General features: G+C 52.6%; 19 protein-coding genes. 13 read left to right on the forward strand and 6 right to left on the reverse strand.

Annotated features, from left to right (window positions below; genetic code table 11):
• Positions 1 to 240: 240 nt before the first annotated feature.
• The 5 genes from K3T83_RS28770 (at position 241) to K3T83_RS28790 (ending at position 6,306) form a co-directional block, all read left to right on the forward strand.
• On the forward strand, positions 241 to 1,530 hold the full coding sequence (locus tag K3T83_RS28770; protein WP_220206362.1) for an extracellular solute-binding protein: 1,290 nt from the start codon (positions 241 to 243) through the stop codon (positions 1,528 to 1,530).
• 93 nt (positions 1,531 to 1,623) lie between these two features.
• Positions 1,624 to 2,583, forward strand: coding sequence for a carbohydrate ABC transporter permease (locus K3T83_RS28775; protein WP_220206363.1), 960 nt, complete (start codon positions 1,624 to 1,626; stop codon positions 2,581 to 2,583).
• A gap of 19 nt (positions 2,584 to 2,602) precedes the next feature.
• Positions 2,603 to 3,454, forward strand: a complete 852-nt coding sequence (locus tag K3T83_RS28780; RefSeq protein ID WP_220206364.1) for a carbohydrate ABC transporter permease — start codon at positions 2,603 to 2,605, stop codon at positions 3,452 to 3,454.
• A gap of 37 nt (positions 3,455 to 3,491) precedes the next feature.
• Complete coding sequence (locus tag K3T83_RS28785) at positions 3,492 to 5,537, forward strand: beta-galactosidase (RefSeq protein ID WP_220206365.1); 2,046 nt, start codon at positions 3,492 to 3,494, stop codon at positions 5,535 to 5,537.
• Positions 5,530 to 6,306: a hypothetical protein gene (locus K3T83_RS28790; protein WP_220206366.1), complete on the forward strand. Its 777-nt coding sequence runs from the start codon at positions 5,530 to 5,532 to the stop codon at positions 6,304 to 6,306. The genes K3T83_RS28785 and K3T83_RS28790 overlap by 8 nt, the downstream gene beginning before the upstream one ends.
• Before the next feature lie 77 nt (positions 6,307 to 6,383).
• Here K3T83_RS28790 and recN read toward each other — a convergent pair whose 3' ends face one another.
• From recN to K3T83_RS28805, 3 genes are all read right to left on the reverse strand, one after another.
• Positions 6,384 to 8,306 carry a DNA repair protein RecN gene (gene recN, locus K3T83_RS28795; RefSeq protein ID WP_220206367.1) on the reverse strand — a complete coding sequence of 641 codons (1,923 nt, stop codon included), beginning with the start codon at positions 8,304 to 8,306 and terminating at the stop codon, positions 6,384 to 6,386.
• On the reverse strand, positions 8,296 to 9,168 hold the full coding sequence (locus tag K3T83_RS28800; RefSeq protein WP_220206368.1) for an NAD(+)/NADH kinase: 873 nt from the start codon (positions 9,166 to 9,168) through the stop codon (positions 8,296 to 8,298). The genes recN and K3T83_RS28800 overlap by 11 nt, the downstream gene beginning before the upstream one ends.
• A 361-nt stretch (positions 9,169 to 9,529) precedes the next feature.
• Positions 9,530 to 11,047, reverse strand: a complete 1,518-nt coding sequence (locus K3T83_RS28805; protein ID WP_220206369.1) for a tRNA nucleotidyltransferase/poly(A) polymerase-related protein — start codon at positions 11,045 to 11,047, stop codon at positions 9,530 to 9,532.
• Between the two features lie 266 nt (positions 11,048 to 11,313).
• Here K3T83_RS28805 and cas6 point away from each other — a divergent pair, with 266 nt between their 5' ends.
• The 8 genes from cas6 to K3T83_RS28845 all read left to right on the forward strand — a co-directional run bounded on the left by cas6 (position 11,314) and on the right by K3T83_RS28845 (position 20,276).
• Entirely contained in the window at positions 11,314 to 12,279 is a 966-nt protein-coding gene (gene cas6 / locus K3T83_RS28810; RefSeq protein ID WP_220206370.1) for a CRISPR system precrRNA processing endoribonuclease RAMP protein Cas6, read from the forward strand.
• A gap of 223 nt (positions 12,280 to 12,502) precedes the next feature.
• Complete coding sequence (locus tag K3T83_RS28815; protein WP_220206371.1) at positions 12,503 to 14,383, forward strand: PrsW family glutamic-type intramembrane protease; 1,881 nt, start codon at positions 12,503 to 12,505, stop codon at positions 14,381 to 14,383.
• 117 nt (positions 14,384 to 14,500) lie between these two features.
• Positions 14,501 to 15,592 (forward strand): thiamine pyrophosphate-dependent dehydrogenase E1 component subunit alpha, encoded by a 1,092-nt coding sequence (locus tag K3T83_RS28820; protein ID WP_220206372.1) that lies wholly within the window; start codon positions 14,501 to 14,503, stop codon positions 15,590 to 15,592.
• The gene (locus tag K3T83_RS28825; RefSeq protein ID WP_220206373.1) at positions 15,589 to 16,578 is read left to right on the forward strand and encodes an alpha-ketoacid dehydrogenase subunit beta; all 990 of its coding nucleotides are present in this window, start codon (positions 15,589 to 15,591) and stop codon (positions 16,576 to 16,578) included. Before K3T83_RS28820 ends, K3T83_RS28825 begins: the two co-directional genes overlap by 4 nt.
• Before the next feature lie 29 nt (positions 16,579 to 16,607).
• Entirely contained in the window at positions 16,608 to 17,951 is a 1,344-nt protein-coding gene (locus K3T83_RS28830; protein WP_220206374.1) for a dihydrolipoamide acetyltransferase family protein, read from the forward strand.
• A 114-nt stretch (positions 17,952 to 18,065) separates the two neighbouring features.
• The gene (lipA, locus tag K3T83_RS28835; protein WP_220206375.1) at positions 18,066 to 18,944 is read left to right on the forward strand and encodes a lipoyl synthase; all 879 of its coding nucleotides are present in this window, start codon (positions 18,066 to 18,068) and stop codon (positions 18,942 to 18,944) included.
• Between the two features lie 27 nt (positions 18,945 to 18,971).
• Positions 18,972 to 19,769 (forward strand): alpha/beta fold hydrolase, encoded by a 798-nt coding sequence (locus K3T83_RS28840; RefSeq protein WP_220206376.1) that lies wholly within the window; start codon positions 18,972 to 18,974, stop codon positions 19,767 to 19,769.
• Positions 19,770 to 19,859: 90 nt separating this feature from the next.
• The gene (locus tag K3T83_RS28845) at positions 19,860 to 20,276 is read left to right on the forward strand and encodes a response regulator (protein ID WP_220206377.1); all 417 of its coding nucleotides are present in this window, start codon (positions 19,860 to 19,862) and stop codon (positions 20,274 to 20,276) included.
• Positions 20,277 to 20,351: 75 nt separating this feature from the next.
• On the opposite strand, the gene K3T83_RS28850 is transcribed toward K3T83_RS28845, so the two are convergent.
• The 3 genes from K3T83_RS28850 to K3T83_RS28860 form a co-directional block, all read right to left on the reverse strand.
• Positions 20,352 to 21,794 (reverse strand): WD40 repeat domain-containing protein, encoded by a 1,443-nt coding sequence (locus K3T83_RS28850; RefSeq protein ID WP_220206378.1) that lies wholly within the window; start codon positions 21,792 to 21,794, stop codon positions 20,352 to 20,354.
• Between the two features lie 2 nt (positions 21,795 to 21,796).
• The gene (locus K3T83_RS28855; protein WP_236065012.1) at positions 21,797 to 22,303 is read right to left on the reverse strand and encodes an RNA polymerase sigma factor; all 507 of its coding nucleotides are present in this window, start codon (positions 22,301 to 22,303) and stop codon (positions 21,797 to 21,799) included.
• 271 nt (positions 22,304 to 22,574) lie between these two features.
• Positions 22,575 to 24,236: a serine/threonine protein kinase gene (locus K3T83_RS28860; RefSeq protein WP_220206379.1), complete on the reverse strand. Its 1,662-nt coding sequence runs from the start codon at positions 24,234 to 24,236 to the stop codon at positions 22,575 to 22,577.
• Between the last annotated feature and the right edge of the window lie 73 nt (positions 24,237 to 24,309).

The following is a 24,309-nucleotide window of genomic DNA, read 5'->3' on the forward strand; positions in this document are numbered from 1 at the left end:
TGGAAAACACAAAACACGCAAGGAAGGAGGGAGAGCGTGTCAGCATAAAAAAGCTGGACTCTACACATGACATGACAGATTGGACCCCTGGCTATCAGGTGCAGAGCCACATACCACAGCATTACTAGTATATCAGAATCCGAGAACAAAAACCGAGGACTCCACATGAAATGGGCTATATTGCCCTCACTGTGTGCTGCAAAGTTGCACATTATGGAACCGAAAGGAGTATCGCGCGTTATGCGACGACGCAGTTATTTGAGCTTTCTTCTGATCATCTTAACCGTTGCACTCGCTGCCTGTGGCGGCGGCGGCACCACTACTGGGAGTAGTGGAAGCAATGGCAAAGCGGTTATTAACTGGTGGCATATCCAGACAGGAGATCCGGGCAGAGCAGATTGGCAAAAGATGGCCAATGATTATATGAAGGCCCATCCTGATGTGACGATTAAGATCACGATCCTTGAAAATGATGCCTTCAAGCAAAAACTTTCTACTGTCATGCAGTCAGGTAATCCTCCTGACCTCTTCCAGAGTTGGGGCGGCGGCGTGCTGTTCCAGTATGCGAAAGCTGGACTGGTGAAGGATCTCACCACTGATCTTCAGGGAGCATGGGGAGATTCATTAAGTAAATCCGCACTGGACGTCTACGGACAGGATGGCAAATATTACGGTGTGCCCTGGGACATGGGCGGAGTTGGCTTCTGGTACAACAAAACGCTCTTCGCACAGGCTGGTATTCAAGAGCCTCCCAAGACCTGGAGCGAGTTTTTGCAGGATGTTCAGAAGCTGAAGAGTAAAAACATTACCCCGATTGCGCTGGGTGAAAAAGACAAATGGCCTGGACATTTCTACTGGGCGTATCTTGCAGTCCGCATGGGCGGCAAAGATGCATTCCTCAAAGCATATAATCGCAGTGGTTCTTTCGCCGATCCTTCGTTTGTTGCAGCTGGCAAGCATCTGCAAGAGCTGGTGGCGTTGAATCCCTTCCAGAAAGGATTTCTGGGTGCTGCGTATAGCGACCAGTCCAATTTGATGGGCAATGGCAAAGCCGCGATGGAATTAATGGGACAGTGGGCGCCTTCGACCGATAAAAATGCTGCTAGCGATAAGAAGAAAGCCCTGGACCTTGGCTTCTTCCCCTTCCCCACCGTAGAGGGCGGCGCTGGTGGCCCTAACGATGTCTTTGGTGGTGGTAATGGCTTTGCTATTGGCAAGAATGCTCCTCCACAGACGGTTGATTTCTTAAAGTACCTGACCTCTGCTCAGAACCAGTCAAAGCTGGCGAAGGATAACGTGAACCTCCCGACAGCAAAAGATGCCGTTTCTCAGGTGACTGATCCTCTGCAACTGGAGGTTGTCAAAACGGTAAATAACGCCAGTTACTTCCAACTCTACTACGACCAGTACCTTCCCCCCGCTGTTGCGCAAGCTGTCCTGGATGGCACGCAAGGGCTGTATGCCAACAGCACCAAACCTGATGCGGCTGCTCAAATGGTTGAAGATGCAGCGGCCACATCATTGAAATAGAGCAGGAGACAGCAATGACTGTGGAGGCGCGAGTTATTTCGCGCTTCCACAACTCTGTTCTCTTCTCTGCCGAGAAGTGGAAAGGATTTTCTTATGCAACTGATCTCCTCTGCCGATAAGAAAGAGGCTCCACAGATCGACCTGCCTGTGCAGTCTCCACAAAGAAATGCCAGGCTCAGAGGGACGATTCTCCTTTTTTTGTTGCCCAGCGCCATCCTCTACATTGTGTTCGTCCTGTTCCCAGTGATCCAGGCCGCTTACTATAGCCTGTTTAGCTGGAATGGCCTGGGCGCTCTGACAGATTTTGTTTTGGTTAAGAATTATGGACTTGCTTTCGCCGATAAGGTCTTTCTCAGAGCCGTTGGCAATAATCTGTTGATCGTCGTCCTCTCATTGCTTGTGCAACTTCCGTTCGCGCTGATGCTGGCCCTGGTCATTGGCAAAACGCTGCCCGGTCGCGCCATCTTTCGGGTCATTTTCTTCATGCCGTATATCCTTTCCGATGTCGTTACCGGCGTGATCTGGCAATTCATCTATCGCCCAGATGGCGGGCTTATGAATACGACTTTGCAGCACGTTATCCCTGGATTTCAGCCCCAAACCTGGCTCGCAGATCCTAAACTTGTGCTGTTCAGCATCTTTCTTGTCATGGTCTGGAAATACTTTGGCTTGCACCTCGTGCTGTATGTTGCTGCTATACAGAATATTCCAGATGAGGTGATTGACGCCGCACGTATTGACGGCTCTTCCACGCTTCAAGTTGTGCGTTATATCACGATTCCTCTGCTTGGCAGCATTGTACGCCTCTCTATCTTCCTCTCGATTCTGGGATCGCTGCAATACTTCGATCTGATCTGGATCATGAGCAACGGTGGCCCGGTCCATGCGAGTGAGACGATGGCAACCTATCTAATGAAATATGGTTTCCAGAGCTTCGCAATGGGCTACGGTAGCGCGATTGGCGTAATTATGTTTGCGACCTGCTTTGTGTTTGCTTTGATGTACCAGCGCGTGATTATGCGTCGGGATCTGGATGGTAGCGTCACTGGATAGTAGAGGAAAGGAACGATTTATGCAATATGTTCAGCGACGACGTACGATTGCGGCTTCGGCAGCGTTGTTCCCGCGCTACCTCGTTTGCGTCGTAGTGGCGTTTTTTGTGCTTGTGCCGATTGTGGTGGCCTTTCTTGGTGGCTTCAGAACCAGCGCCGAGCTAACTTCTGTGCCGTTTGCGCTTCCGACCGTGTGGCACGTAGAGAACTATACCAGTATTCTCTCTCAGGGAGCTTTCTGGCAGTCAATTATAAATAGTTTGATTGTCACGGTGGCAACGGTTGTCCTGCTGCTGGCTATTGCCTGTCCTGCATCATTTGTGTTCGCGCGTATTCCTTTTCGTGGTCGCGAGGTGGCGTTTAACGTTTTGCTGTTTGGCCTGTTGTTCCCGGCGACGATGGCTATTCTGCCCCTCTATATCACTTTGCGCAACCTCCAACTGGTCGATACGCTCTTTGGCCTGATCTTGCCACAGGTGGCCTTTGGTCTGCCCACAACTGTTTTGATCCTGCGCAACTTCTTCCGCGAAATTCCGCAAGAGTTGGAAGATGCTACCTATATCGATGGCGGGACGAAGATCGATTTCTTCTGGCGCATTCTGTTGCCTCTGGCCCGTCCCTCGCTGGCCGTGATTGCTATGCTGACGATGGTTGCTAGCTGGAACAACTTCTTGTTGCCCTTGCTTGTCCTCAATAGCGAGCAACTCTGGACGTTGCCTCTGGGCGTGATGCAGTTCCAGGGCGAACATAGCACCGACTGGGCGTTAACGATGGCCTTCGTCACGATTACCATGCTGCCTGCGATTATCTTCTATCTATTCGCGGAACGCTATCTCGTTGCTGGCCTGACAGCAGGAGCAGTCAAAGGTTAGTGCTACAATATGGATCATGAGGAACAGAGCGTTTCTCATGACATTTTTTATAGAGGAGACCAATTTGGGTGTCACTCTCTCTACGACTGGGTTACTCATTGATGGCAAACATGTGCCTGTTTATTCGGGCGCTGTACATTACTGGCGTCTGGAGCGAGCGCTCTGGCCGCTCATTCTCGATCAGGTGTTAGCTCTGGGCTTTGGCATGATCGAGACATACATTCCCTGGTCTGTCCACGAAACCTCTCCCGGCCATTACGATTGGGGGCAGGAAGATGAGCGCAAGGATGTCGAGGCCTTCATGCGCCTGTGTGAAGAGCGGGGATTATGGTTGCAGGTTCGTCCCGGACCGCTGATCAATGCCGAGTTGACCGATTTTGGCTTTCCCGAGTGGGTACTGCTCGATCCACAGGTGCAGGCGCGCAGTGGCGTTGGCAGTCTCCACCTGGATGCGGCCTGGGGATTGCATCCACCGCACCAGTTTCCGGTGCCATCGTATGCCAGCGAGACCTTTTATGAGGCCGTTGGCACCTGGTTTGATGCGATCTGCCCGATTATTGCGCGCCATCTCGCTCCGAGCGGCTGTGTGGTGGCGGTGCAGAGCGACAACGAGACTTGCTATATGTTCCACGAGCAGCCTTACGCCACCGACTATAGCGATGCCTCGATTGCGCTCTACCAGGAGTTTTTGCGCGAGCAGTATAGTACTATTGAGGCGCTCAATGCCACCTATAGCACGTGCTATAGCGATTTTGCTGCTATTGAGCCGCCGCGCGATTGTACTGTGAGCGAGCGGCAGGACGTGCCCTGGCATATCGATTGGGTTGCTTATAAAGAATACCAGATCCGCTGGTGCGTGGCGCGTATCGCCCGGATGTTGCGCAAACGTGGCATACAAAACGTGCCTATCTTTCATGATGTGTCCTATCAATATAGTACGCCGCTGGACCTGTCGCGCATGGAGGCTGAGGAAGACATCGATTGGGTTGGTCTGAACCTCTATCGGAATAAGGAGAGCTATAGTGGCGCGGTCTGGTTTATGCGCTTTCTGGCTGGTACAACTCGATTGCCGTTTGTGCCAGAGTTTGGCAGCGGCCTCTGGAGCCATCATCCCCGTACGACGATGGCCGATGAGCAAGAGTTTATTACGTTAACCGCACTGATGCATGGTTTGAAGGCCATCAACTTTTATATGCTGGTGGAGCGCGACCGCTGGCAGGGCTGCCCGATAACGCGTCATGGTACGTTGCGCCCGGATTACGCCAGCTTTTATGAGCAGCTGCTTGCGTTCCTTCATCACTATCAATTCTGGAACTTTGAGCGTCAACCCCAGACATTGGTGCTGTTGAACTACGATCTGGAACGTTATGAGGCGATGGCCTCAACGATGCATTACGCCCATGCTGATCTCTATGGTCTTCCGCGCGAGTTGTTTCAGGTTGATCTGGATCTCGGCTTCCGTTGGGACGTGCAGGTTGAGGCCAATGATAACAGTAAGCATAACTGGTTGGGAGCGGTGTTACAGACCCTCAAGCAGCAACGGGCCGATTATGATCTGGCAGACACGCATCTCTCTCTGGAGCGCTTGCAGCGTTATCCGCTGGTCTGTGTACCCTGCGCCGATTTCATGGATGTTGCCGATCAGCAGCGCTTGTTGGATTATGTGCATGCCGGTGGGCATCTAGTACTGGGACCGGGCGTTCCTTATCTCAATCCCGCGTTACAGCTTTCCGAGGTGTTGGCGCTGCATGTGAAGGAGCCGGGTGAGATTGTGTTTGGGCAGGGACGTATTACCTGGGTCAAGCAGCATGAGGTTGAGCAAGCGCTTCAGCAAGCCCTCCCTGCTACTGCCTTTGCCTGCGATGCTGCCGAGATCGAGATCAATTTATTGAAAAACGGTGACGAGACGTTGCTGTTTGCGGCGAATCCAGCTGCGACATGCGTTGATACGCAGGTGAAGTTTGCAGGAGCAAAGAGTTTTCGCCAGGCGTGGGGAAAGGATGAGGTTACAGTGGAGGGAGAGACATTGGCGTTGACGCTGGAACCGTATAGCATACAGATCTGGGAGGTGGCTCGTGATTGATCCGCATTGGACCGTTACCGATCTGGACGCGCGAACGTGGCGTACTATCGGGCGTTTTTTCGATCCGGGCCAGTATATTCGTGTCGCGCAGCCGGGTGAGCATGGACTATTTGTGCTACACGATAATGGCACACTGCTCAAGGTCTTTGATACGCAACTCGGGGTGCGACGCGATCTTTCCCTGAGAAGGGTTGATGATGCGCGAGAACTGGCACAAAAACTCTTTGCTCAGGGCGAATGGGATCGTGTCCACGTCATCAACAAGCGCCATCTCGCGGCGGTGGCCTATCAAGCCCAGATCACACCGCAGCGCTCGTTACATCTGGACGAGTATTATCAGCGAGTCTATCATCTGCTCTGGGGTGGCTCTGATGGCTATGTCAGTGTGCCCTCTCATCCCGGGCACTGGCATGGTTGGACCTTCAGCGATATCCAGCATTTTATGAGCCAACTGCCGCCAGTTGCCACGCTTGCCGTAGGCGTCTTTGATGGCCCGACGCAGAATATTGGTCTGATTCTGAAGGTACAGAAGGGCGTCATTACCTATGTGACGACGTTTGAGGCGCTGAAGCTGTCAATTGCGCTGGAGGTGTCGGCGGAAGGAATGGAGCAACTGCAAAGCGCGCTGGTACAACAATTTGCGCCCGCTGCTGGTGTTCTGCTGTGTACGCTGGGCGTCTTTGATCGCTGGATCGAGTCCGAAGATAAGATGTGCGTGCTTCAGGAGGCTGGTGAGAAGGGCGAGGCGTTCTGGCATGTAGATATATAAGAAAAAGAGTTGAAATTCATATAACACGTAGAGACAATCCCTTGCGGTTGTCTCTACGTGTTATATGTAAAATTATATTATTGCTGATGATTATTATGCAGGCGAGTCCAGTTCTCTTTCCAGAGATAGGAGCGTGCCAGCATCTCTTCGGCGCTCTTCATCGAGAACTCGGTGACGTTGCCGCCCATAACGTGGGCGATCTCGCGTACCCGTTGCTCCGGGCGTAGCTCGTTCACAACGGTCATCGTGCGGTCGTCTAGAATTTGTTTGTTGACGTTGTAATGTGTATCGGCAAAAGCGGCAATCTGCGGCAGGTGCGTGATGCAGATCACTTGATGGTTGTGTGTCAGTTGCCAGAGCTTTTCACCGACAACCTGCCCACTGCGTCCGCTGATGCCCGAATCGATCTCGTCAAAGATCAATGTGGGCGTGGCATCGGCACTTGCAAGAATGGTCTTGAGGGCCAGCATCAAGCGTGACGTTTCACCACCAGAGGCGATTTTTGTAAGCGGCTTGAACGGTTCGCCTGGATTAGGGGCGATCAAGAATTGCACGTGATCGATGCCAGTCAGGTCGCAGGAGTATGTTTGCTGCGGCTGATCGTTGAGGGTGGCCGGGACGCCCTGCGGGTCTGGCTCCTGCTTGATCTCCACTTGGAAGCGTGCGCGTTGCATGTTGAGATCGTGCAATTGCTCTTCCATTGCCGTTGCCAGTCGTTGTGCGGCCTCGCTGCGGCGCGTGGAGAGCTGCTGGGCGATGGCCCCGATCTCCTGGCGAAACTGGCCGTCCTGCTGCTGCAATTTGGCGACCAACTCGTCGCGATTGACCAGCGTTTCCAGCTCTGCACGATCCTCATCGGCCCGTTGGAGGATCTCCTCAATGGTCGAGCCATATTTGCGCTTCAGCCGGGTGATCATGTCGAGCCGCTCCTCTATCTCCTCCAGACGACGAGGATTGTCCTCGATATCGGTGACGTAGCTGCTGACGTTGGCGGCGACATCCTCTAACTGATAAATCGCTTCTGAGAGGCTATCGGCAGAATCGCTCATACTGCTATCCAGCCGCACAAGCTCGCTCAGGCTATGTTGAGCCGTACGAAGCTGGTCGAGGGCGGGTGTGAAATCCTCGCTTCCTCCAAGATCGGACCCTTTAATGGAGCCATAGATCAGGGTGCAGAGTTCGCGCAACCGTTCCGCGTTGCTCAGGACGGTGCGCTCTTCTTCCAGCTCTTCGATCTCGCCCGCATGCAGGTTTGCCTTCTCGATCTCCTCAATCTCGAAGCGCAAATGATCGGCCCGGCGCGCCTGCTCACGCTCGTTTTGTTGCAGCGATTGCAGCGTCTTGCGAGCATTGCGCCACTCGGCCACTTTTCTGCTTAAATCCTCTCGTAGCGGCAGGAGTTCGGCGTAGCGGTCGAGAAAATTGATGTGCTGTTCGCTGCGTAACAGGGTCATGTGCTCGCTCTGCCCATGAATATCGACCAGCCAGCTTGCCACCTGTTGGAGCAGCTGTTGGGAAAAGGCACGGCCATTGATGCGAGCAACGGTGCGACCGGAGCGAAAGATATCGCGCGAGAGGATCAGTTGTCCATCTTCGGGTTCGATATCATATTCATGGAGCAGAGAGGCGAGGGCGACCCGGGCATCGGCACTGCCGGTGTCGTTGTGGCTATGGTTTGGCGAGGGTGTTTCGGCTCGTTCGAGTGCCTCGAACATCGTGCTGGCTCCGGTTGCTGCATAAGCAAACTCCTCAACCGGCTGCCATTCCGCACTTACCGGGGGAAGCGCTTCAAGCGAGAAGACTCCCTCGACTGTTGCGCGTTCGCATCCTGCACGAACGAACTCTGCTCCGATTTTTCCGCCAAGCAATGCATTGACTGCATCGATGATAATTGATTTGCCTGCGCCTGTCTCTCCAGTGAAAACATTGAAGAGGCGATTCAGACGAAGGTGCAGACGGTCAATAATGGCGAAGTCTTTGATGTTTAACTCAAGTAACATGGCGATTTTCGGCGACCTGTGCGCTATCTTCTCTTAATTTATCATTGATAATCTGGTAGAAATACGTAGGTGGCCTTCGTCTAAGGAACCGGGTCACGTATGGGCTGTTCTGGATCGTGACAATGGCACCATCTTTGATTTCACGATTCATCTGCCCATCGGCGGAAAAAACGCCGTTTTGCGAATGAGTAAATATCTGTAATTTGACTTTTGCCTCTGGATGCAGGACCAGCGAGCGGTCAGAGGCGAGATGTGGCGCGATTGGCGTCAAAACGCTGCTTTGCACCTGCGGATGCAGGAGCGGGCCACCGACCGACATGTTGTAAGCCGTAGAGCCGGTGGCGGTTGAAAGGATCATTCCATCGGCGTAGCTGGTGTTGTAGTAGTAGTCATCAACCCACACACGCACCTGCACGCCGCGCGGCCACATACCACGAGCAATAACAATCTCGTTGAGCGCCAGAAATTCCTCGCTGTGGCCGTCCTGTTCCAGCACTGCATGCAGCATTGCCCGCTTATCGACCCAGACGGACGGATCACCCTCTAAATAATAGGAGAGATCCCTGGAGACATCGCCTGGCTCCAGCTCGGTCAGAAATCCCACACGACCAAAGTTAATGCCTACAATCGGGACATCGATACAGGAGCAGAGACGCGCGGCATGGACAATCGTCCCATCGCCGCCAAGCACGAGGACAACCGAGCAACCTTTCAGCGATGGATCAGCGAACTCCTCACCTTCCTCGCGGATATCGATCACGCGGACATCATATCCCTGCTTTTGTAGAGTTGGACCCAACTGGGCGGCAAAGCTGGATGTATCCTGTTTTCGTCCCTGATAGAATATCGCTATCGTCTTCACGCAGATCTCCAAAGTGGCAAATGAGGCGACTACAAAGTGCCGCCTCTATGAGTTTAGCCATTGGTAATGGTACGCCATGTGATGAGTCTTGTCAACTCTTCTCGTAGGATAAATGTTCTTAATTGACCAGCTGGTATAGAGAGATAATCGATGAATAAAGAGCAAATAAGCAGACAATTTTCGGCACAATATGCTGCAATGTGATGGATCAGGCACCTTTTTGCGGATAAGCGAGATAACGCTCTGACGTTGCCTTATTATATCACAAAGTACTAATGGGTGGCAAACGCTCGATATTATTTACCGATTCCGCGCGATGTCACAAAATCGATAAAAGCGAGAATTGCGCCGTCAATTTCAATTATTTTTCGCGATTGAGCTTCTCTTCCGCCAGCCATAGCGCTTCATCTTTGGAGTGGATGCGCCCCTCTGCCTGAGCTTCTGCAATATGTTCAAGCAACTGACCGATGATCGGGCCTGGTTCCAGGTGGAGGCGGCGTATCAGCTCTTCACCTTGAATCAGGCGTGGAGGGAGAATGCGGGAGCGCTCGCGAATATAGCGTGTCAGGAGCAGGCGCACGGTGGCGAGATGGCGTTCCCAGGCTTCGGTCAGTGGTTCGGGACCGCGCATCGACAGGTGATCAGCAAGGGCAACCAGCGCGACGTGAATCCCGGTCGGACCCAGCTCGACAAAATAGCGGCGAATAGCGCGTTCAGTAACTTTATCGTGGCTTAGCTGGCCGGGGCGCATATGATGAGCAACCACCTGTTGAACCAGCCTGCGATCATGCGTGCTGGCACTCAATTGCTTCATCACGCGTTGTGCCAGCGGCACCCCCGCCTGGGGATGATGGTAAAAATGGATATGACCCTCAGCGTCTACAGCATATGTGATGGTCTTGCCGATATCGTGGAGCAGCGCAGCCAGTTTCATTGGCGGCGCGAGCAGATCAGCGATGTTTAGTATGTGTTGTTGTTCCGCTTCAATGAGAAGATCGTGGAGCGTAATCAGATCATCGTGCCCATTTGAGTGCAACTGCGAGTGTTGGATCTCTTCGGGTGTTTGTTGGAGCAGGGTAAGCAGCCGTTCAAGCGCGCTAACGGTTTCGAGCGAGTGGTCGAACACATCCCAGTGATGTAGTGACGGCTGAGGCATGCCGCGAGCAGGGATAAATTCGGGCATCAGCACGGTGAGAAGCCCGTGCGCGTCGAGATAGCGAAGGCGCTCTGTGGCTCCCTCTGGCTTGAGGATAGCATAGAGTTCATCATGGATGCGCTCAGGGGCGGCGTGTGGCAGTAAAGCAGCATCGCGTATCAGCATCTTTTCGGTGCGCGGATCGATAGTGAGATGATAGCGCATGCGAAAACGGACGGCACGGAGCATGCGTAAGGGATCGTATTTGAAGATCGACTGGTTCACCGCGCGCAGGATGTGCGTATCGAGATCGGACTGTCCACCAGTGGGATCGATGAGTGGGAGTGCTACGCCTGCTGTCAGATAGGAAATAACTGCGGAGAGCGGGACGGCGATGGCGTTGAGCGTGAAGTCGCGTTCACGCAGATCTTCCTCTATCGTGCGACCCTGGAGCGGCGCGATATCAAAGCTGATCTCCTGAGTGTCGTTTTTGACGATCACGCGGCTGGCTTTATCATGCATATGCGCGTAAAAGCCGCCAAGCTGGTTGGCAAGCTGGCGAGCTATTTTCGCCGCGTCGCCATCGGTGGCAATATCCCAATCGGTATCAGGTTCGTCAAGCAGAAGATTGCGTACGGAGCCGCCCACCAGATAGGCCTTGCGCTGGTGGGTGTTGAAGTAACTGGCGGTCTGCTGTAAAAGATGCAATGCCCAGGAATCGAGATGCTGTGTTGCTCTACTCATATCAATTTATGTAGATAAAATGCTATCCCTTCTTCTGAAATCTGTCATACTATAGTATCATTGCTGTCCACAGGCTCGCTACAAGATAACGCTCTACATTTCTGAAACCCGCTGAGATCGCTAATCCTTATATCTCGCTAGAAATGAAAAAAACGTGTAAAATAGAGCGTGGATATTTCTCAGGATTGTCGTACCAGGCATGGCAAAATAGCGATGACCTGCCAATATTATGGATTGCGATAAAACGTGAAAGAGGACTGTGAATAATGGATGATAGCCCGTTGGCTTCTGCTGCTACTCCCACCAAATTGTATGCTCTTATATTGAAATTACGACCGATTCAGCATGGCACGCTGATGGCGTTCTCTGGCGAACTGGTGCATGGGGCCTGGATGCGCTGGATACGTGAGGCTGCACCGGAAGTGGCGACGTGGCTCCATGATGGGAATAAGCGACGACTCTTTACATGCTCCAGCCTGCTGTTTCCTCTTTCGTCGGCACGAATGTTGGAGGCCGAACGCGAGAATATTCACCTGCCCCTTGATCCTGAGAAGACTTATAGTGTGCGTATTACGTTGTTGCTGGGCGAATTGTTCCCACTGTTCTATGATACGCTGATGAATTTTCATACCTCCTCCCTCACAGGAGGAACGCGGCGACCACCATTTATGCAGATCGGCAAGCAGGTATTTCTGTTGGAAGAAGTAATTCTAGATCAAGATGATCGCACGGGATGGACCGGATTTACGCCTCTGTCATCGCTTGTGGAGCGAATACAGGCGCTTCGTTTGGCCGGTGGGGAGAACTTCAGGCTCGAGTTTAACTCGTTGACAACGTTTAATCGTAGTAATGCACGCAGTCGCAATTACGGGCCACATTATGCGCGTTTGCCGCTGCCTCAATATATCTTTCCCAGCCTGATTCGGCGCTGGGAAGATATCGCTTCGCCCGATCTGGTGGGAGTGATTGAGAAAGATCTCATCGAGCAATACATCCAAGATGATGGGATTATTATTAGCGATTATGATCTGAGAACGCATCACGTGAAGTTTACCACGCATCTGCAACCGGGTTTTATTGGCTCATGCAGGTATCATTTGCGAGGACCGGATAGCAAATCAGACTCGGCCTTGACGGTGCGGCAACAAATTTTGCTGCTGGCGCATCTGGCCTTTTATTGCGGTATTGGCTATAAAACGTCAATGGGTATGGGGCGTACACGTGTAATATAACACGCACTTGCCATCATTATCGTTCCCATGTATAGTAGTGCTGAGGTTGTATGGATAGGGGGAGAGGCGCTGTTTGGATTCGAAAACGGTGCTGAGGTTGTATGGATGATAGCGATGGCTGGTTGGATGCCAACAAGATGATATCAGCGAAATTAGAGTACAATATTGCCAGGAAAAAAGTAGATATAGGCAGATAAGAAATCTTATGCCCCAGGAATAGAGCATGAGTCAAAACTACGGTGCGCTACGTGTTGTGCGGGTTCGTCTTCCTGATAGTGTGCCTGCGGATCTTCAGGGAAAACATCCCAGAGGGTGGATACCAGAAGAGCGGCTGGTGCATTTATTGACGCGCAACGAGACGACCATCGGACGAGCGCTGAACAACGATATTCTGCTAATGGACCCGACAGTATCTCGTGAGCATGCCCACCTGATAAAGGATGGACAGGGGTGGCATATTGTGAACCTGACGGGGCAGAACACAGTACGTGTAAATGGTCGGCCAGTGCCAAGCGGGAGTAGTTTACCCGTGAAGCCCCAGGATTTTCTGGTGTTGGGAAGCACTATACTACAACTGGTGGCACCGCAGGAGACAGAGACAGAGACAGACGAGGCCACACCTGAGCCGACCGTTCAACTGTCCTCGCTCTATTCCGAGCTGCCAGCAACAGAGCTTTCTCATAACGGAGCCTCACATGAGTCATTGAATGGTAAATCCGGGGCGAAGCAATCGGGCGAGCTACCCGCGATGTCTATAGCGAAGAAGTTCTGGGGCTGGCCAGTTGTGCCGTCTACTATCGCTAACGGCGCTGCCTCAGCGCTGTCGCGCCCCTCTGAGCCGGGCTTTTCCTGGGCAGAGGGTGAGGAAGAAAACTTGCTGGGCGTTGGAGTGACCATGCAGTTTGCCCTCTCGCAAGGCGTGGGGAAGCGTATGCGCTGGGTGATCGGCGGCATTGGACTGGCCATCCTCACCATCAGCGTGATCGTGACCCTGATTGTGAGTGGCCTGATTGGTATCGCTACTTTGACGGAGAAGGGTACATCAAGCATCGTCGTCGCACTGACGGTCCCGCTTATCCCTGCGCTGGCAATTGTCCTGCTTGCCAATTTTATCGATCGTTTCGAGCGGGAACCCTGGTTTTTGCGATTGGCTGCGTTTTTATGGGGAGCTATTATCGCAGTTCCACCATCGCGAGTGATCGAGGCGTTTGGCGGCACCATGATACAGAACTGGTTGGGCGATATCAACAATCCGCTTGGTTCGCTGCTGCTTGGCCTGAATGCAGGCATCCCTGAAGAGGCCTTCAAAGGGCTAGGCATACTGATCATGTACTGGTTGTTGCGCGACGAGTTCGACAACGTGACCGATGGCATCGTCTATGGAGCCTTGATCGGGGCGGGCTTTGCGCTGGTGGAAAACTTTGGCTACTTTGCTGAGAACACGAAAGACTTCTTCTGGGTGCTGATCATCGGGCGCGTCGTGCTGGGCTGGCTCAGTCATTCCACATTTACGATCTGCTTTGGCGTGGCACTGGGCTATATTCGCCACACGCGCATACGCTGGCAACAGATTGTGATCCCGGTTGCGGGCTATCTTGTGGCGGTATTGTTCCATAGCGCCTTCGATTTTGTGGATTGGTTTGCGAATGGACTGGTCATCAACGAGACCGATACAACCATCGTCACCATTATTCTGTTCGCCAATTATATTCCCCCATTTCTGGCGCAAGTCGCGATCCTCTATTTCCTGATGAAGTCGCTGGCCCATGAAGCGGCCATTATTCGCGAGTTTCTGGCATCGGAGGTCAGCAGCGGCGTGGTGCGGGTTGAGGAGTATGCGCTTTTGCAGAACTCGTTCCAGCGCACAAAAGAAGAGAGACGTGTATTATGGCGTTATGGGATCAAACAGTGGTTGCGCGTCAAGTCGTTGTATCAAACAGAGATAGGGCTGGCGTTTCGTAAATGGCATGTGAGCATGGGCGATAAACCCAAGCAGGGCGACGTTCAGCCGGAAGAGGCCTATCGGCAACGCATCAAACGGTTGCGTCAGGAGATTGTGGCGGCGGAGGCCAGGAAAAATAACAAGCAAACTATAGCCAGGTAGACTATCTGCCCTCCTAGTCATGTCAAAAATCCCTCTCAGCTAGCCCCCTATAAGGGAATATGGTAGAATAAGTCATCAAGTTAGGCCAAAAGTGTTTTGAAGTAGGTGGGCGAGAAAATGACCAGTTTGAGCAGAGAAACGCTCAGTCAGATCTATTTCACTATGCGCCTCACTCGTGCGATGGAGGACCGTATCCACAAACTGTTCTTGCAAGGGCGAATTGTTGGTGGGGTCTATACAGCGCAAGGGCATGAGGCAACAACTGTCGGAGCAGCAATGACGCTGCGCGATGGAGACTGCATTGTTCCGCAGCATCGTGATCTGGGGATGCATCTTGTGCGGGGTACGTCGCCACGCGCGGTGATGTGTCAATGGTTGGCTCGCGGAAACTCTCCAACCCTGGGACGCGACGGACAGATGCACATTGGCGATATGTATCATGGCATCGTACCAATGATTAGCATGCTGGGAGCCTCTCTTCCGGTGGCGTGCGGCGTCGCACTCACTATGAAGATGCGCAAGCGTTCAAGCGTCGTGCTGGCATCTTGCGGTGATGGAGCAACGAATACGGGAGCATTTCATGAGGCGCTGAACCTTGCCTCTGTGCAAAAGCTTCCTCTCGTGCTGATAATTGAGAATAATGGCTATGCGTACTCGACTCCGACGTATAAGCAGTTCGCGCTTCAAGATCTTGCTGAGCGAGCACGAGCATACAATATACCCGGAGAGAGCGTAGATGGTAATGACGTGCTGGCTGTGATGGAGACAGTCAGGCGGGCTGTTGTGCATGCCCGCAGTGGGAACGGGCCAGTGATCGTGGAGTGCAAGACATTCCGCGTGCGAGGCCACTCCGAGGCGGATAAGGCCGATTATGTGCCAACTGAACTACGCGAAGAGTGGCTGGCGAAAGATCCGATTCAACGTTTTGAAACCTATTTGAGAGAGCAAGGTGTTCTGACGCCTGCACTGCAAGCCGAGATCGAGGCGAAGATCAAAGCTGTGGTGGAGGACGCGGTAGCCTTTGCCGAACGCAGCCCGGCTCCCGATGGAGCAACGGTGACTGATGATGTCTTTGCTCCTGATGGCCCTATCGCCATCATTGGAGAACCTGATTCGGATAATCCACGCTATGTCAATGCGCTTGACAGGCGTACCGGGAAGCCGTTTACCACTGTGAGTAAGGCAGAGGAGGCCGTTGGACGACGATGAACGAGAAGAAAGTAACATATTTAGAAGCAATCAGCCAGGCCATTCGAGAAGAGATGTTGCGCGATGAAGCAGTGTTTATTCTCGGAGAAGACGTTGGAACGTATGGTGGCGCGTTCAAGGTCAGCGCGGGACTGCTGGAAGAGTTTGGGCCAGAGCGCGTGATCGACACCCCCATGTCGGAGGCAGCGATTATCGGGTCGGCAATCGGGTCGGCATTAATGGGTATGCGTCCAATTGCTGAGATGCAGTTCATCGACTTCATTACCTGCGGCTTCGACCAGATCATTAATATGGCGACGAAGATGTACTGGCGCGTTGGCATGCCTGTGCCAGTGGTCATTCGCGGCCCCGCTGGCGGTGGCACCAAAGGCGGCCCCTTCCATTCTGCTAGCCCGGAAGCGTGGTTTTTCCATACACCCGGCATTAAAGTTGTCGTTCCCTCTACCGCGTACGATGCCAAAGGTCTGTTAAAAGCGGCCATTCGCGACAACAATCCGGTGCTGTATCTTGAGCATAAGTTGCTGTATCGTCTCCCGTTCTTGCGCGAAGAATTGCCTTCTGAAGACTATATTGTGCCACTGGGGAAGGCGATTATACGACGTGAGGGCGAAGATATGACCATCCTGACTTATGGTGCGATGGTGCATCAGTGTTTGCGTGCCGCCCAGATTCTAGAGAAAGATGACGATCTGGAGGTGGAGGTGATGGATCTGCGCTGTATCAGTCCGCTGGACCGCGAGGCCATTCAGGAATCGGTCAAGCGTACTAACAAGGTGATGATTGTCCACGAGGATACGCTCACCGGTGGCATTGGCGCGGAACTGTCCGCCATACTGACGGAAGACCTGTTCGAGTATCTTGACGGGCCGATTACACGAGTTGCGGCACCTGATGCGCCATTCCCATATGCGCCGGAGTTGGAGGCAGCCTATTTGCCCAATTCTGAAAAGATCGTGGCGGCAGCGCGAGAATTGGCCGCGTATTAAATAGGATAGGATAGGGAAGGAGTGAACAGATGTCAACGTCGGTAAAAATGCCAAGACTGGGGGAGACGGTCGCCGAAGGAACGATAGGATCGTGGTTAAAGAACGAGGGCGACTACGTTGAGGTAGACGAATCGCTTGCGGAGATCGAGACCGATAAGATTAACGCGGAACTGCCCTCGCCCGTTGCTGGTCGTCTGGCAAAGATCCTGGCGCAGCCTGGCGAGACGGTTGCAGTCGGAACCGATATCGCCCTGATTGAAGAGAGTGCCGATGTCAGCGCTGCCGCTGCCTCCGCATCTTCTGCTCCCGGCCCTGACGCGGCTCCCGTCAAAAGTGATGCGCAGGCTGCCACCCCGCTGCTGAATGCGCGAGATGAACAAAAGGTCGCGACAAAACCCTCGCCTGTTGCCAACAGGCATGGCGAGCAGAAAGAAGAGGAGGAGCGGCAGCGCATCTCTCCGCTTGCTCGCAGATTGGCACGCGAACATGGTCTTGATTTAAACGATATTACGGGAACAGGCACCAGCGGACGGGTACGCAAAGAGGATATTATGGCCTATTTGGAGCAACACTCCTCCGTAGCGACCGCACCAGTGCAACAAGTCCCTTCTGCACCCGCAGCAGTAGCCACCCAGCCAGCCGCCGTTGCACCAGCATATATAACTGGAGAAGATGAAGAGGTTGTGACACCCAGCAGGATGCGTCTTTCGATAGCTGAGCATATGGTACGCAGCAAACGTACCTCGCCGCATGCCACGACCGTTGTTGAAGTGGATATGACCAACATTGCCCGCTGGTTGCAGCAGCATAAAGATGAGTTTAAGCGGCGCGAGGGGTATGGGATTAGCTTTGTGCCGTTTGTGATGAAAGCGGTCTGCGAGGGGATTCGCAAGGTTCCATTGATTAACTCGACCTGGACGGAAGATAACAAGATCATCGTGAAGAAGCGTATCAATCTGGGCGTGGCGGTGGCAACTGATGTGGGGCTGGTTGTGCCAACGATTCATGATGCCGATCAATATACTCTGGCGGGTCTGGCAAAGCAGGTGAACGCTATCGCGCAACGAGCACGCGCCAATAAGTTGACCATTCAGGATATGCAGGGCAGCACGTTTGTCGTGAACAATCCGGGGGTATTTGGTACAATTATATCGGTGCCAATTATCAATCAGCCGCACGCCGGAATTTTAAGTATGGATGCAGTGGTGAAGCGGCCTGTGGTGACTGAAGACGACGCCATTGCAATACGATCTATGATGTATCTGTGTCTCTCGTTTGATCATCGCATTCTGGATGGTGCAGGTGCCGCTGGCTTCCTACAGGCGGTACGAGCAAAATTACAGAGCTATGGTCGAGAGGTCGACGTATATTAGACATATAGTAAAGAGAGCAAGAACGATGGATACTTCCAGGAATGTTTGCCAGAAACGTTCTTGCGTATCCATCATAGCGTTGATAGAGCGAGAAGCTAGAACCAGGAATTTGCTATGACAACTATTATCCCTGAGCGCCGTCCTGAGTGGCTCAAAGTACGTGCGCCACGTGGCGAAAATTACGAGCAACTCAAACAACTGATGCGCGGCCAATCGTTGCACACTGTTTGCGAGGAGGCACGCTGCCCTAATATTGGCGAGTGCTGGGGGCATAAGACCGCGACCTTCATGATCCTGGGCCGGGTCTGTACGCGCAGTTGCGGGTTTTGTGCCGTCGAGACGGGCCGCCCGCTGGGATTGGATTGGGAGGAGCCGAAACGTGTTGCGGAGGCGGTGCGCACAATGGGTTTGCGTCACGCCGTTGTGACTTCGGTGAACCGCGACGAACTAAGGGATGGTGGCGCGGGCGTCTTTGCCTCGACCATTCGCTGGATACGTCGTTTGAACCCGGAGTGCAATGTAGAGGTACTTACGCCAGATTTTAAGGGCGATCAGGCGGCGCTCAAGGTAGTGATGGATGCGAAGCCCAGCGTGTTTAACCACAATGTCGAGACCATTCCAAGGCTCTATAAGCAAGTGCGCCCACAGGCTATTTTCCAGCGCTCTTTGCAGGTGTTGAAGTGGGCCAAAGAGATGAATCCGGCGGCACCCACGAAGTCTGGCTTTATGCTTGGGCTGGGCGAGACATGGGACGAGGTGCTGGAAGTGATGCAGGCGTTGCGAGAGCATGATGTCGATATTCTGACAATCGGGCAGTATTTGCGCCCCTCGTTCCAACATTTGCCCATTCAGCGCTATGTGCCACTGGAAGAGTTCGCGGCCTTGAAGGAAGAGGGCAAGAAGATGGGGTTCCGTCATGTGGAGTCGGGACCGTTTGTGCGTAGCTCGTATCATGCCCATGAGCAGGCGGCAGAGGCGACGCAGCAGGCATAGTTTAATATTGATGGGGAGGATATTTCATTGAGAGCGAGAGTCAATCAGGTCGATATTGCTTATGACGATCATGGCATCGGGCAGCCCGTTATCTTTCTCCATGCGTTTCCTCTCAATCGCAATATGTGGTCCGATGTCACGACCGCCTTGCTTCAGGAGAAGCGTTTTCGGCTGGTTGCTCCTGATTGGCGCGGATTTGGCGAAAGCGAGATCAATGGGGAGCAGTTCACGATGGAATTGCTAGCCGATGATGTGGCAGCTCTGATGGATACTCTTGGGATGCAGCAGGCCGTGCTGTGCGGCCTCTCGATGGGAGGCTACGCAGCCTTCGCTTTTCTGCGCAAATATCCAGAACGCGTAGGTGGGTTGATCCTGTCAGATACGCGGCCAGATGCGGATACTCAGGAAGGCAAGGCGAATCGTGAAAAGGTGGCTCAACTTGCAGAGCAGCAAGGGTCAGAAGCAATCGCCGATTTTCAACTTCCTAGAGTGATTTCAGATTACACGCGTCAACATCATCCAGAGATAGAGGCGCGTATTCGGCATATGATCTATGCCGCAACTCCTACAGGTATTGCAGCAGCGTCACGCGGCATGGGACTGCGGCCTGACTCGACTGATCTACTTGCTCGCATTGCCTGCCCGACATTGGTTATCGTGGGTGAGCATGATGGACCAGTGCCACCGGATGTGGCACGCGAGTATGCAGCAAAAATCCCGGGCGCGCGCTTTGCCATGATCCTGGAGGCCGGGCACGTATCAAATCTGGAGCAGCCAGAGGCGTTTCTCAAGGCTGTACGTGAGTTTTTGCTGACTCATTATTAATTGGATACCACGAAAAAATTGCAGGCACAAAAAGACCGTTTCCTGAGTAGAAAGATAAGATAATTTCAGGTGAAGAGGAACAGGGAGAGCATGAGACAGTCACAGCATGAAGGGCAACCCCCGGTTGTACTTGTTGTGGACGATAATCCCGCTATCCGGGATATGGTGTCGTGGGCACTTGAACTCGACGGATACGAACCCGCAGAGGCAGCGGAAGGGCAGGAGGCGCTAGATTGGATGAGTAACGCTGCCAGCGAGGGACGTTATCCATCGGTCATTCTGCTTGATCTTGCTATGCCTGGCATGAACGGTCATGTGTTTCTAGAACGATTGCGCGATCAGTGGGGCGTGTTCTGTGCTGGCTATCCTCCGCCCGCCATCGTCGTGATTACGGCTGGCACTGGTGGGCCAGATGCGGCGACGCTGGGCGTGGAGCAGGTAATCGTGAAGCCTTTCCATGTGCGTGATCTGCTGGACGCCGTAAGGCAACTGGTGCGCGTCGGCTAAAATGGGCATACATTAGTACTACGTATGCCCATTCTACCTCAGAGTTCCTATTTTCGCCTCAGTCCACCCTCAGAATTAGCTCAACGCCCAGACATTGATGGGTGTCAGAGACTTGCCGTCATCCGGCTGGTCTATCGAAGAAACCAGGCCAGTGCCATTGGGCGACCAGGCCAGGCTACTCACCTTCTGGTGCGCTGGATCATCGACTTTACCGAAGGTCGTGACGGCCTGATTCGCCTTGACATCATAGATACTGATCGAGATGTTACCCACGGCAAGGTATTTGCCATCGGGCGACCAGGCCACCTTTTCCGCCTGCTTATAATCCAACGTGTTCACAATCTTGCCATTGGTAGCGCTAAAGATGTTGATCTGATTATATCTACCCACTGCAAGCAGAGAGCTATCAGGTGAAAATTCCAGGCCGAGAATCTCCATGCCAGGGATAAGATCGCTCATTTTCTTCCCGGTGCTGACGTCCCAGATGCTATATATCTTTTGCTTTGCAGTAAAATCGAAATCATACATAAATGCATACTTACCGCCGGGTGAAAGTTCAAGAAAGCCTCTGACCCCCTGGTTGTCACCGACCGTGATCAAGGTCTTGATATTCCCGCCATCGGCATCAACGCTTTTGATGGCCGAAGCATCACTTGCTCCATCAGCAATAAAAATGAGCTTTGTGCTATCAGATGACCAGACTATTGAAAGCAGGTTGTGTACTCCCAGTTGCGCGAAAGAAATGCTTTTAATCGTGTTGCCGTTGTTATCATCGATATCCAGCGTATAGGATTCATAGCTGGCTGTCGCTATTTTCTTGCCATCGGGCGATCCAGCAGCTTGATAATTCTTGTGTGCAAGTGTTTTTTTTCCTCCGCAATCCTTTGCGGAAAAGATCACGGACTGTTTGCTGTCGTATGCAACGGCGTTTCCCTGGACGGGCCATTCCACCTGGACACTCGAATTTTTAAACGCAGCAGGCTGCGCGCGGCCATCAACCCCAATGCTACACACCAGTTTGGCACCGCTGATCGCTTTCTGCTGTTGCGCACCTGTGATGGTTGATGTACTATTGCCCGCTGTCTGCGGTGCGGGTAATAGTACGCCGGAGAAGACGGTAAAGCTCACAATCGTGATGATGGCAACAGCAGCGATCAGGCTGATGCTTACTATCCGCAAAGGTGAACGGCGTTTCTTTGACTCCGCTAGAGGCGTGAGGGGATTCATTCCCCAGGAACTATCATTCTTTTCCATTGTTTTTCTTTCCTTTAAGTCAATGATGTTCTCTTCAGACGGTTTCTGCCGAGCCTCACGCATAACAGGGGGTGCTCCTTGCGCTTGCAACCGTTGCCAGACTTGCTCTAACGAATGGCTATCCAATTGCTGCTCAGAACGGGCCATTCTGTGTAAATCATGTATGAGAGCATCACTCGGTGCTGGTTGAGGCTGGACGGATCGTCGCTGTTCGATCTGGTCATCGATTCCTTCTGAAGAGAAAAGATCATTGTCGCGCCCCATTATCATTCCTCCTTCTCTCTGCTATAAATCTCTCGTAATAGATTAAGCGAACGCGAGATCAATGTCCGTATCGCACCATCGTTTTTGCCCAAAAGCTGAGCTATCTCGTTCGAGCGGAAGCCATTGACGAAACGCAATCGCAGCACTTCCTGCTGCAACTGAGGAAGACGCTTGAAATGGCGCTGTAATTTGTGATACTCCTCGTGCTGTAAAACTATGTTTTCGGGTCGCTGTTCATCATCCTCATATAGTGTTTCTACGACTTCATTTAATGCCACCGCCTGACGACGCGAGGCTCGACGATAGTAGTCAACCTGCCTGTTGCGTGCAACGCGCCAGAGCCAGAGGCGCTGCTCCTCAAGTGAAAGTGTCATCAGCAACGCCTGCTGTTCCAACGCGACGACGAAGACGTCTACCAGCATATCCTCTGCATCCATACGTGATGGCAAATGGATGACAAGATGTGTGAGCAGTGCTGGGGCATGCTGCTGATAGAGTCTCGTGAACAATGCATCATCCTCTCTTATATGTATATTGTTCGGTTTATGCATCCTTTGCACCCGATGGTCTTCCTTTCGCTAGCGAAGTTCAGCTATTCCAACGTTCGAGATACCAAAATGTTACGTCTCTTTTCTTACCACCCAACGACAGTACCCCCACTCTTCTGGCAGGTTGTTCTATCTCGCTTAAACAGAAACCATATAAACAAATAATCTGGTAATGCTCAAATCACACATATTCGTGTGATTTGAGCATTACCAGATTATTTGTTTATATTCATTAGCACGCCCAGATGACAATCGTACTGACTTTGGCGCGCCCCATAGTGAAAACGAATGCGCCAGGATGCTTGCAAGTATCAAATACGATGATTGTGACCTGTGTGGTGTGACCCGCTGTAATTGTCCCGATAAAGGGGATGATCTGCGCCGTAACGCCTGTGCTATAAGCGATCCATGTTTGACGACCGGAACTGGTGGCATTCAAGGATAATTGAACGGTACACCGGTAGCTGTTGCTTGTGCGTCGCGCACAATTGGTATTGCCGAGTTGGGTCGGTGTGACGTTTAACATTGCTGTGCTTGTCGAAGAAGAAGACGTAGCGGTAGGGGTTGGTGAGGGGCTGCTGTTGGGATTTTGTGCTGGCGTTTGCGCTGTAGGCGTAGGATGAGCAGTTGGAGTTGATTTTGCAACTGGTGGAGGTTGTAGCGTGACCGGATAGGTAATTGTGCCCGGTGTTGACGATGATGCTGGTGATGGAACCGACGTGTGCGTCGGTGTCGTAATGGCGTTGGACGTATTGGTTGTCGTGGGTATGTTGTTGCGAGCGCTTGTTGGCGTGTTTTGTACACGTGATTTTGGCTGGCTGGCAGCAAACACAAATGTGTAAAGCCCTCCGGCGAGGATAACAAAGACGAGGAAGCACGAGATCGCAACCAGAAATTTCTGCTCTTTTGAGAGTAAAAAACGTGATCTACTCGGGTAAGTGCTGTTCCTCCGATAAGCAATGTTTGATGTTGGAATCATTGGACTGGCCGAAAATGCCAGATCTTGCACGAAATTTCTATCGTCAAAGGGCTGTGCTGCGGCAACGATACTGGTGGGAATGTTGCTGATTTGAGTCTCAATGGGCATTGCCACAGATCCCAACGCCGCCAGAAATGTTTGGAGATCGCTATGGCGTAGATCCGGCTCTGGTGTCAGCGCGGTCAGGATTGCCTGCTCTATATGCTGAGGCAAGGCGGGATTGAAATGCGTTGGCGGAATGAGCCGGGGGAGACGCTGATGGCTGCCGTATTGCAAGGATTGTGCGTGATAGGGCGTATGGCCGGTGAGCATCTCATAGGCGATGCAGGCAAGCGAGTATTGATCGCACTGCTTGCTGATTGTGCCGAGAATTTGTTCGGGGGCCATATAGCTTGCAACGGCGGTAGCTTGTAGCGACTCGGGCAGTGAGACCAGACTGAAATCGGCCAGCAGCGCCTCTCCCTGTGCGTTGAAGAGAATATTTTGCGGCTTCAGATTGCAGTGAAGGATATTTTGTTGATGAGCATATTGGAGCGCCTGTCCGATCTGCAAGATGATCGATAGCGCCTGATCTACGTCCCAGGGGAGCCGGGCCTGATGCTGCATGGTTTTGTCCAACGAGCCATTCGCAGCGTATTCGGACACGATATACGGCCCCCCTTTATCGATCCCGGCAGTAATCAGCGAGAGGATGTGGGGATGCTGAAGCTGTTGGAGGAAGCGCGTCTCTTGCAGAAAGCTCTCCTCCTGTTGCGCGTCGAGATGGACATTGGGTAACGATTTGATGGCGACGATGTGTTGTGGCAAAGCATGGGATTCAGCTAAAAAAATACGACTGGCAGTGCTGGTTTGCAATTCATCGGTAATGCGGTACTCCCCCAGAAATTTGCCGATGTGAGCGACACGTTTTGTCATACGAGATTGCCTCTCAATAAATAATAAAGAAGTAGAAGAAAATAGGGTTATGTGTTGCCCCTGACACATAAAA

The sequence above is a fragment of the Reticulibacter mediterranei genome, from assembly GCF_016587455.1.

Excerpts from the sequence above, each read along its gene's own strand:
- K3T83_RS28770 (WP_220206362.1), top strand. The coding sequence starts at position 241 with ATGCGACGACGCAGTTATTTGAGCTTTCTTCTGATCATCTTAACCGTT.
- K3T83_RS28775 (WP_220206363.1), top strand. The coding sequence starts at position 1,624 with ATGCAACTGATCTCCTCTGCCGATAAGAAAGAGGCTCCACAGATCGAC.
- K3T83_RS28780 (WP_220206364.1), top strand. The coding sequence starts at position 2,603 with ATGCAATATGTTCAGCGACGACGTACGATTGCGGCTTCGGCAGCGTTG.
- K3T83_RS28785 (WP_220206365.1), top strand. The coding sequence starts at position 3,492 with ATGACATTTTTTATAGAGGAGACCAATTTGGGTGTCACTCTCTCTACG.
- recN (WP_220206367.1), bottom strand. The coding sequence starts at position 8,306 with ATGTTACTTGAGTTAAACATCAAAGACTTCGCCATTATTGACCGTCTG.
- K3T83_RS28805 (WP_220206369.1), bottom strand. The coding sequence starts at position 11,047 with ATGAGTAGAGCAACACAGCATCTCGATTCCTGGGCATTGCATCTTTTA.
- cas6 (WP_220206370.1), top strand. The coding sequence starts at position 11,314 with ATGGATGATAGCCCGTTGGCTTCTGCTGCTACTCCCACCAAATTGTAT.
- K3T83_RS28815 (WP_220206371.1), top strand. The coding sequence starts at position 12,503 with ATGAGTCAAAACTACGGTGCGCTACGTGTTGTGCGGGTTCGTCTTCCT.
- K3T83_RS28820 (WP_220206372.1), top strand. The coding sequence starts at position 14,501 with ATGACCAGTTTGAGCAGAGAAACGCTCAGTCAGATCTATTTCACTATG.
- K3T83_RS28825 (WP_220206373.1), top strand. The coding sequence starts at position 15,589 with ATGAACGAGAAGAAAGTAACATATTTAGAAGCAATCAGCCAGGCCATT.
- K3T83_RS28830 (WP_220206374.1), top strand. The coding sequence starts at position 16,608 with ATGTCAACGTCGGTAAAAATGCCAAGACTGGGGGAGACGGTCGCCGAA.
- lipA (WP_220206375.1), top strand. The coding sequence starts at position 18,066 with ATGACAACTATTATCCCTGAGCGCCGTCCTGAGTGGCTCAAAGTACGT.
- K3T83_RS28845 (WP_220206377.1), top strand. The coding sequence starts at position 19,860 with ATGAGACAGTCACAGCATGAAGGGCAACCCCCGGTTGTACTTGTTGTG.
- K3T83_RS28850 (WP_220206378.1), bottom strand. The coding sequence starts at position 21,794 with ATGGGGCGCGACAATGATCTTTTCTCTTCAGAAGGAATCGATGACCAG.
- K3T83_RS28860 (WP_220206379.1), bottom strand. The coding sequence starts at position 24,236 with ATGACAAAACGTGTCGCTCACATCGGCAAATTTCTGGGGGAGTACCGC.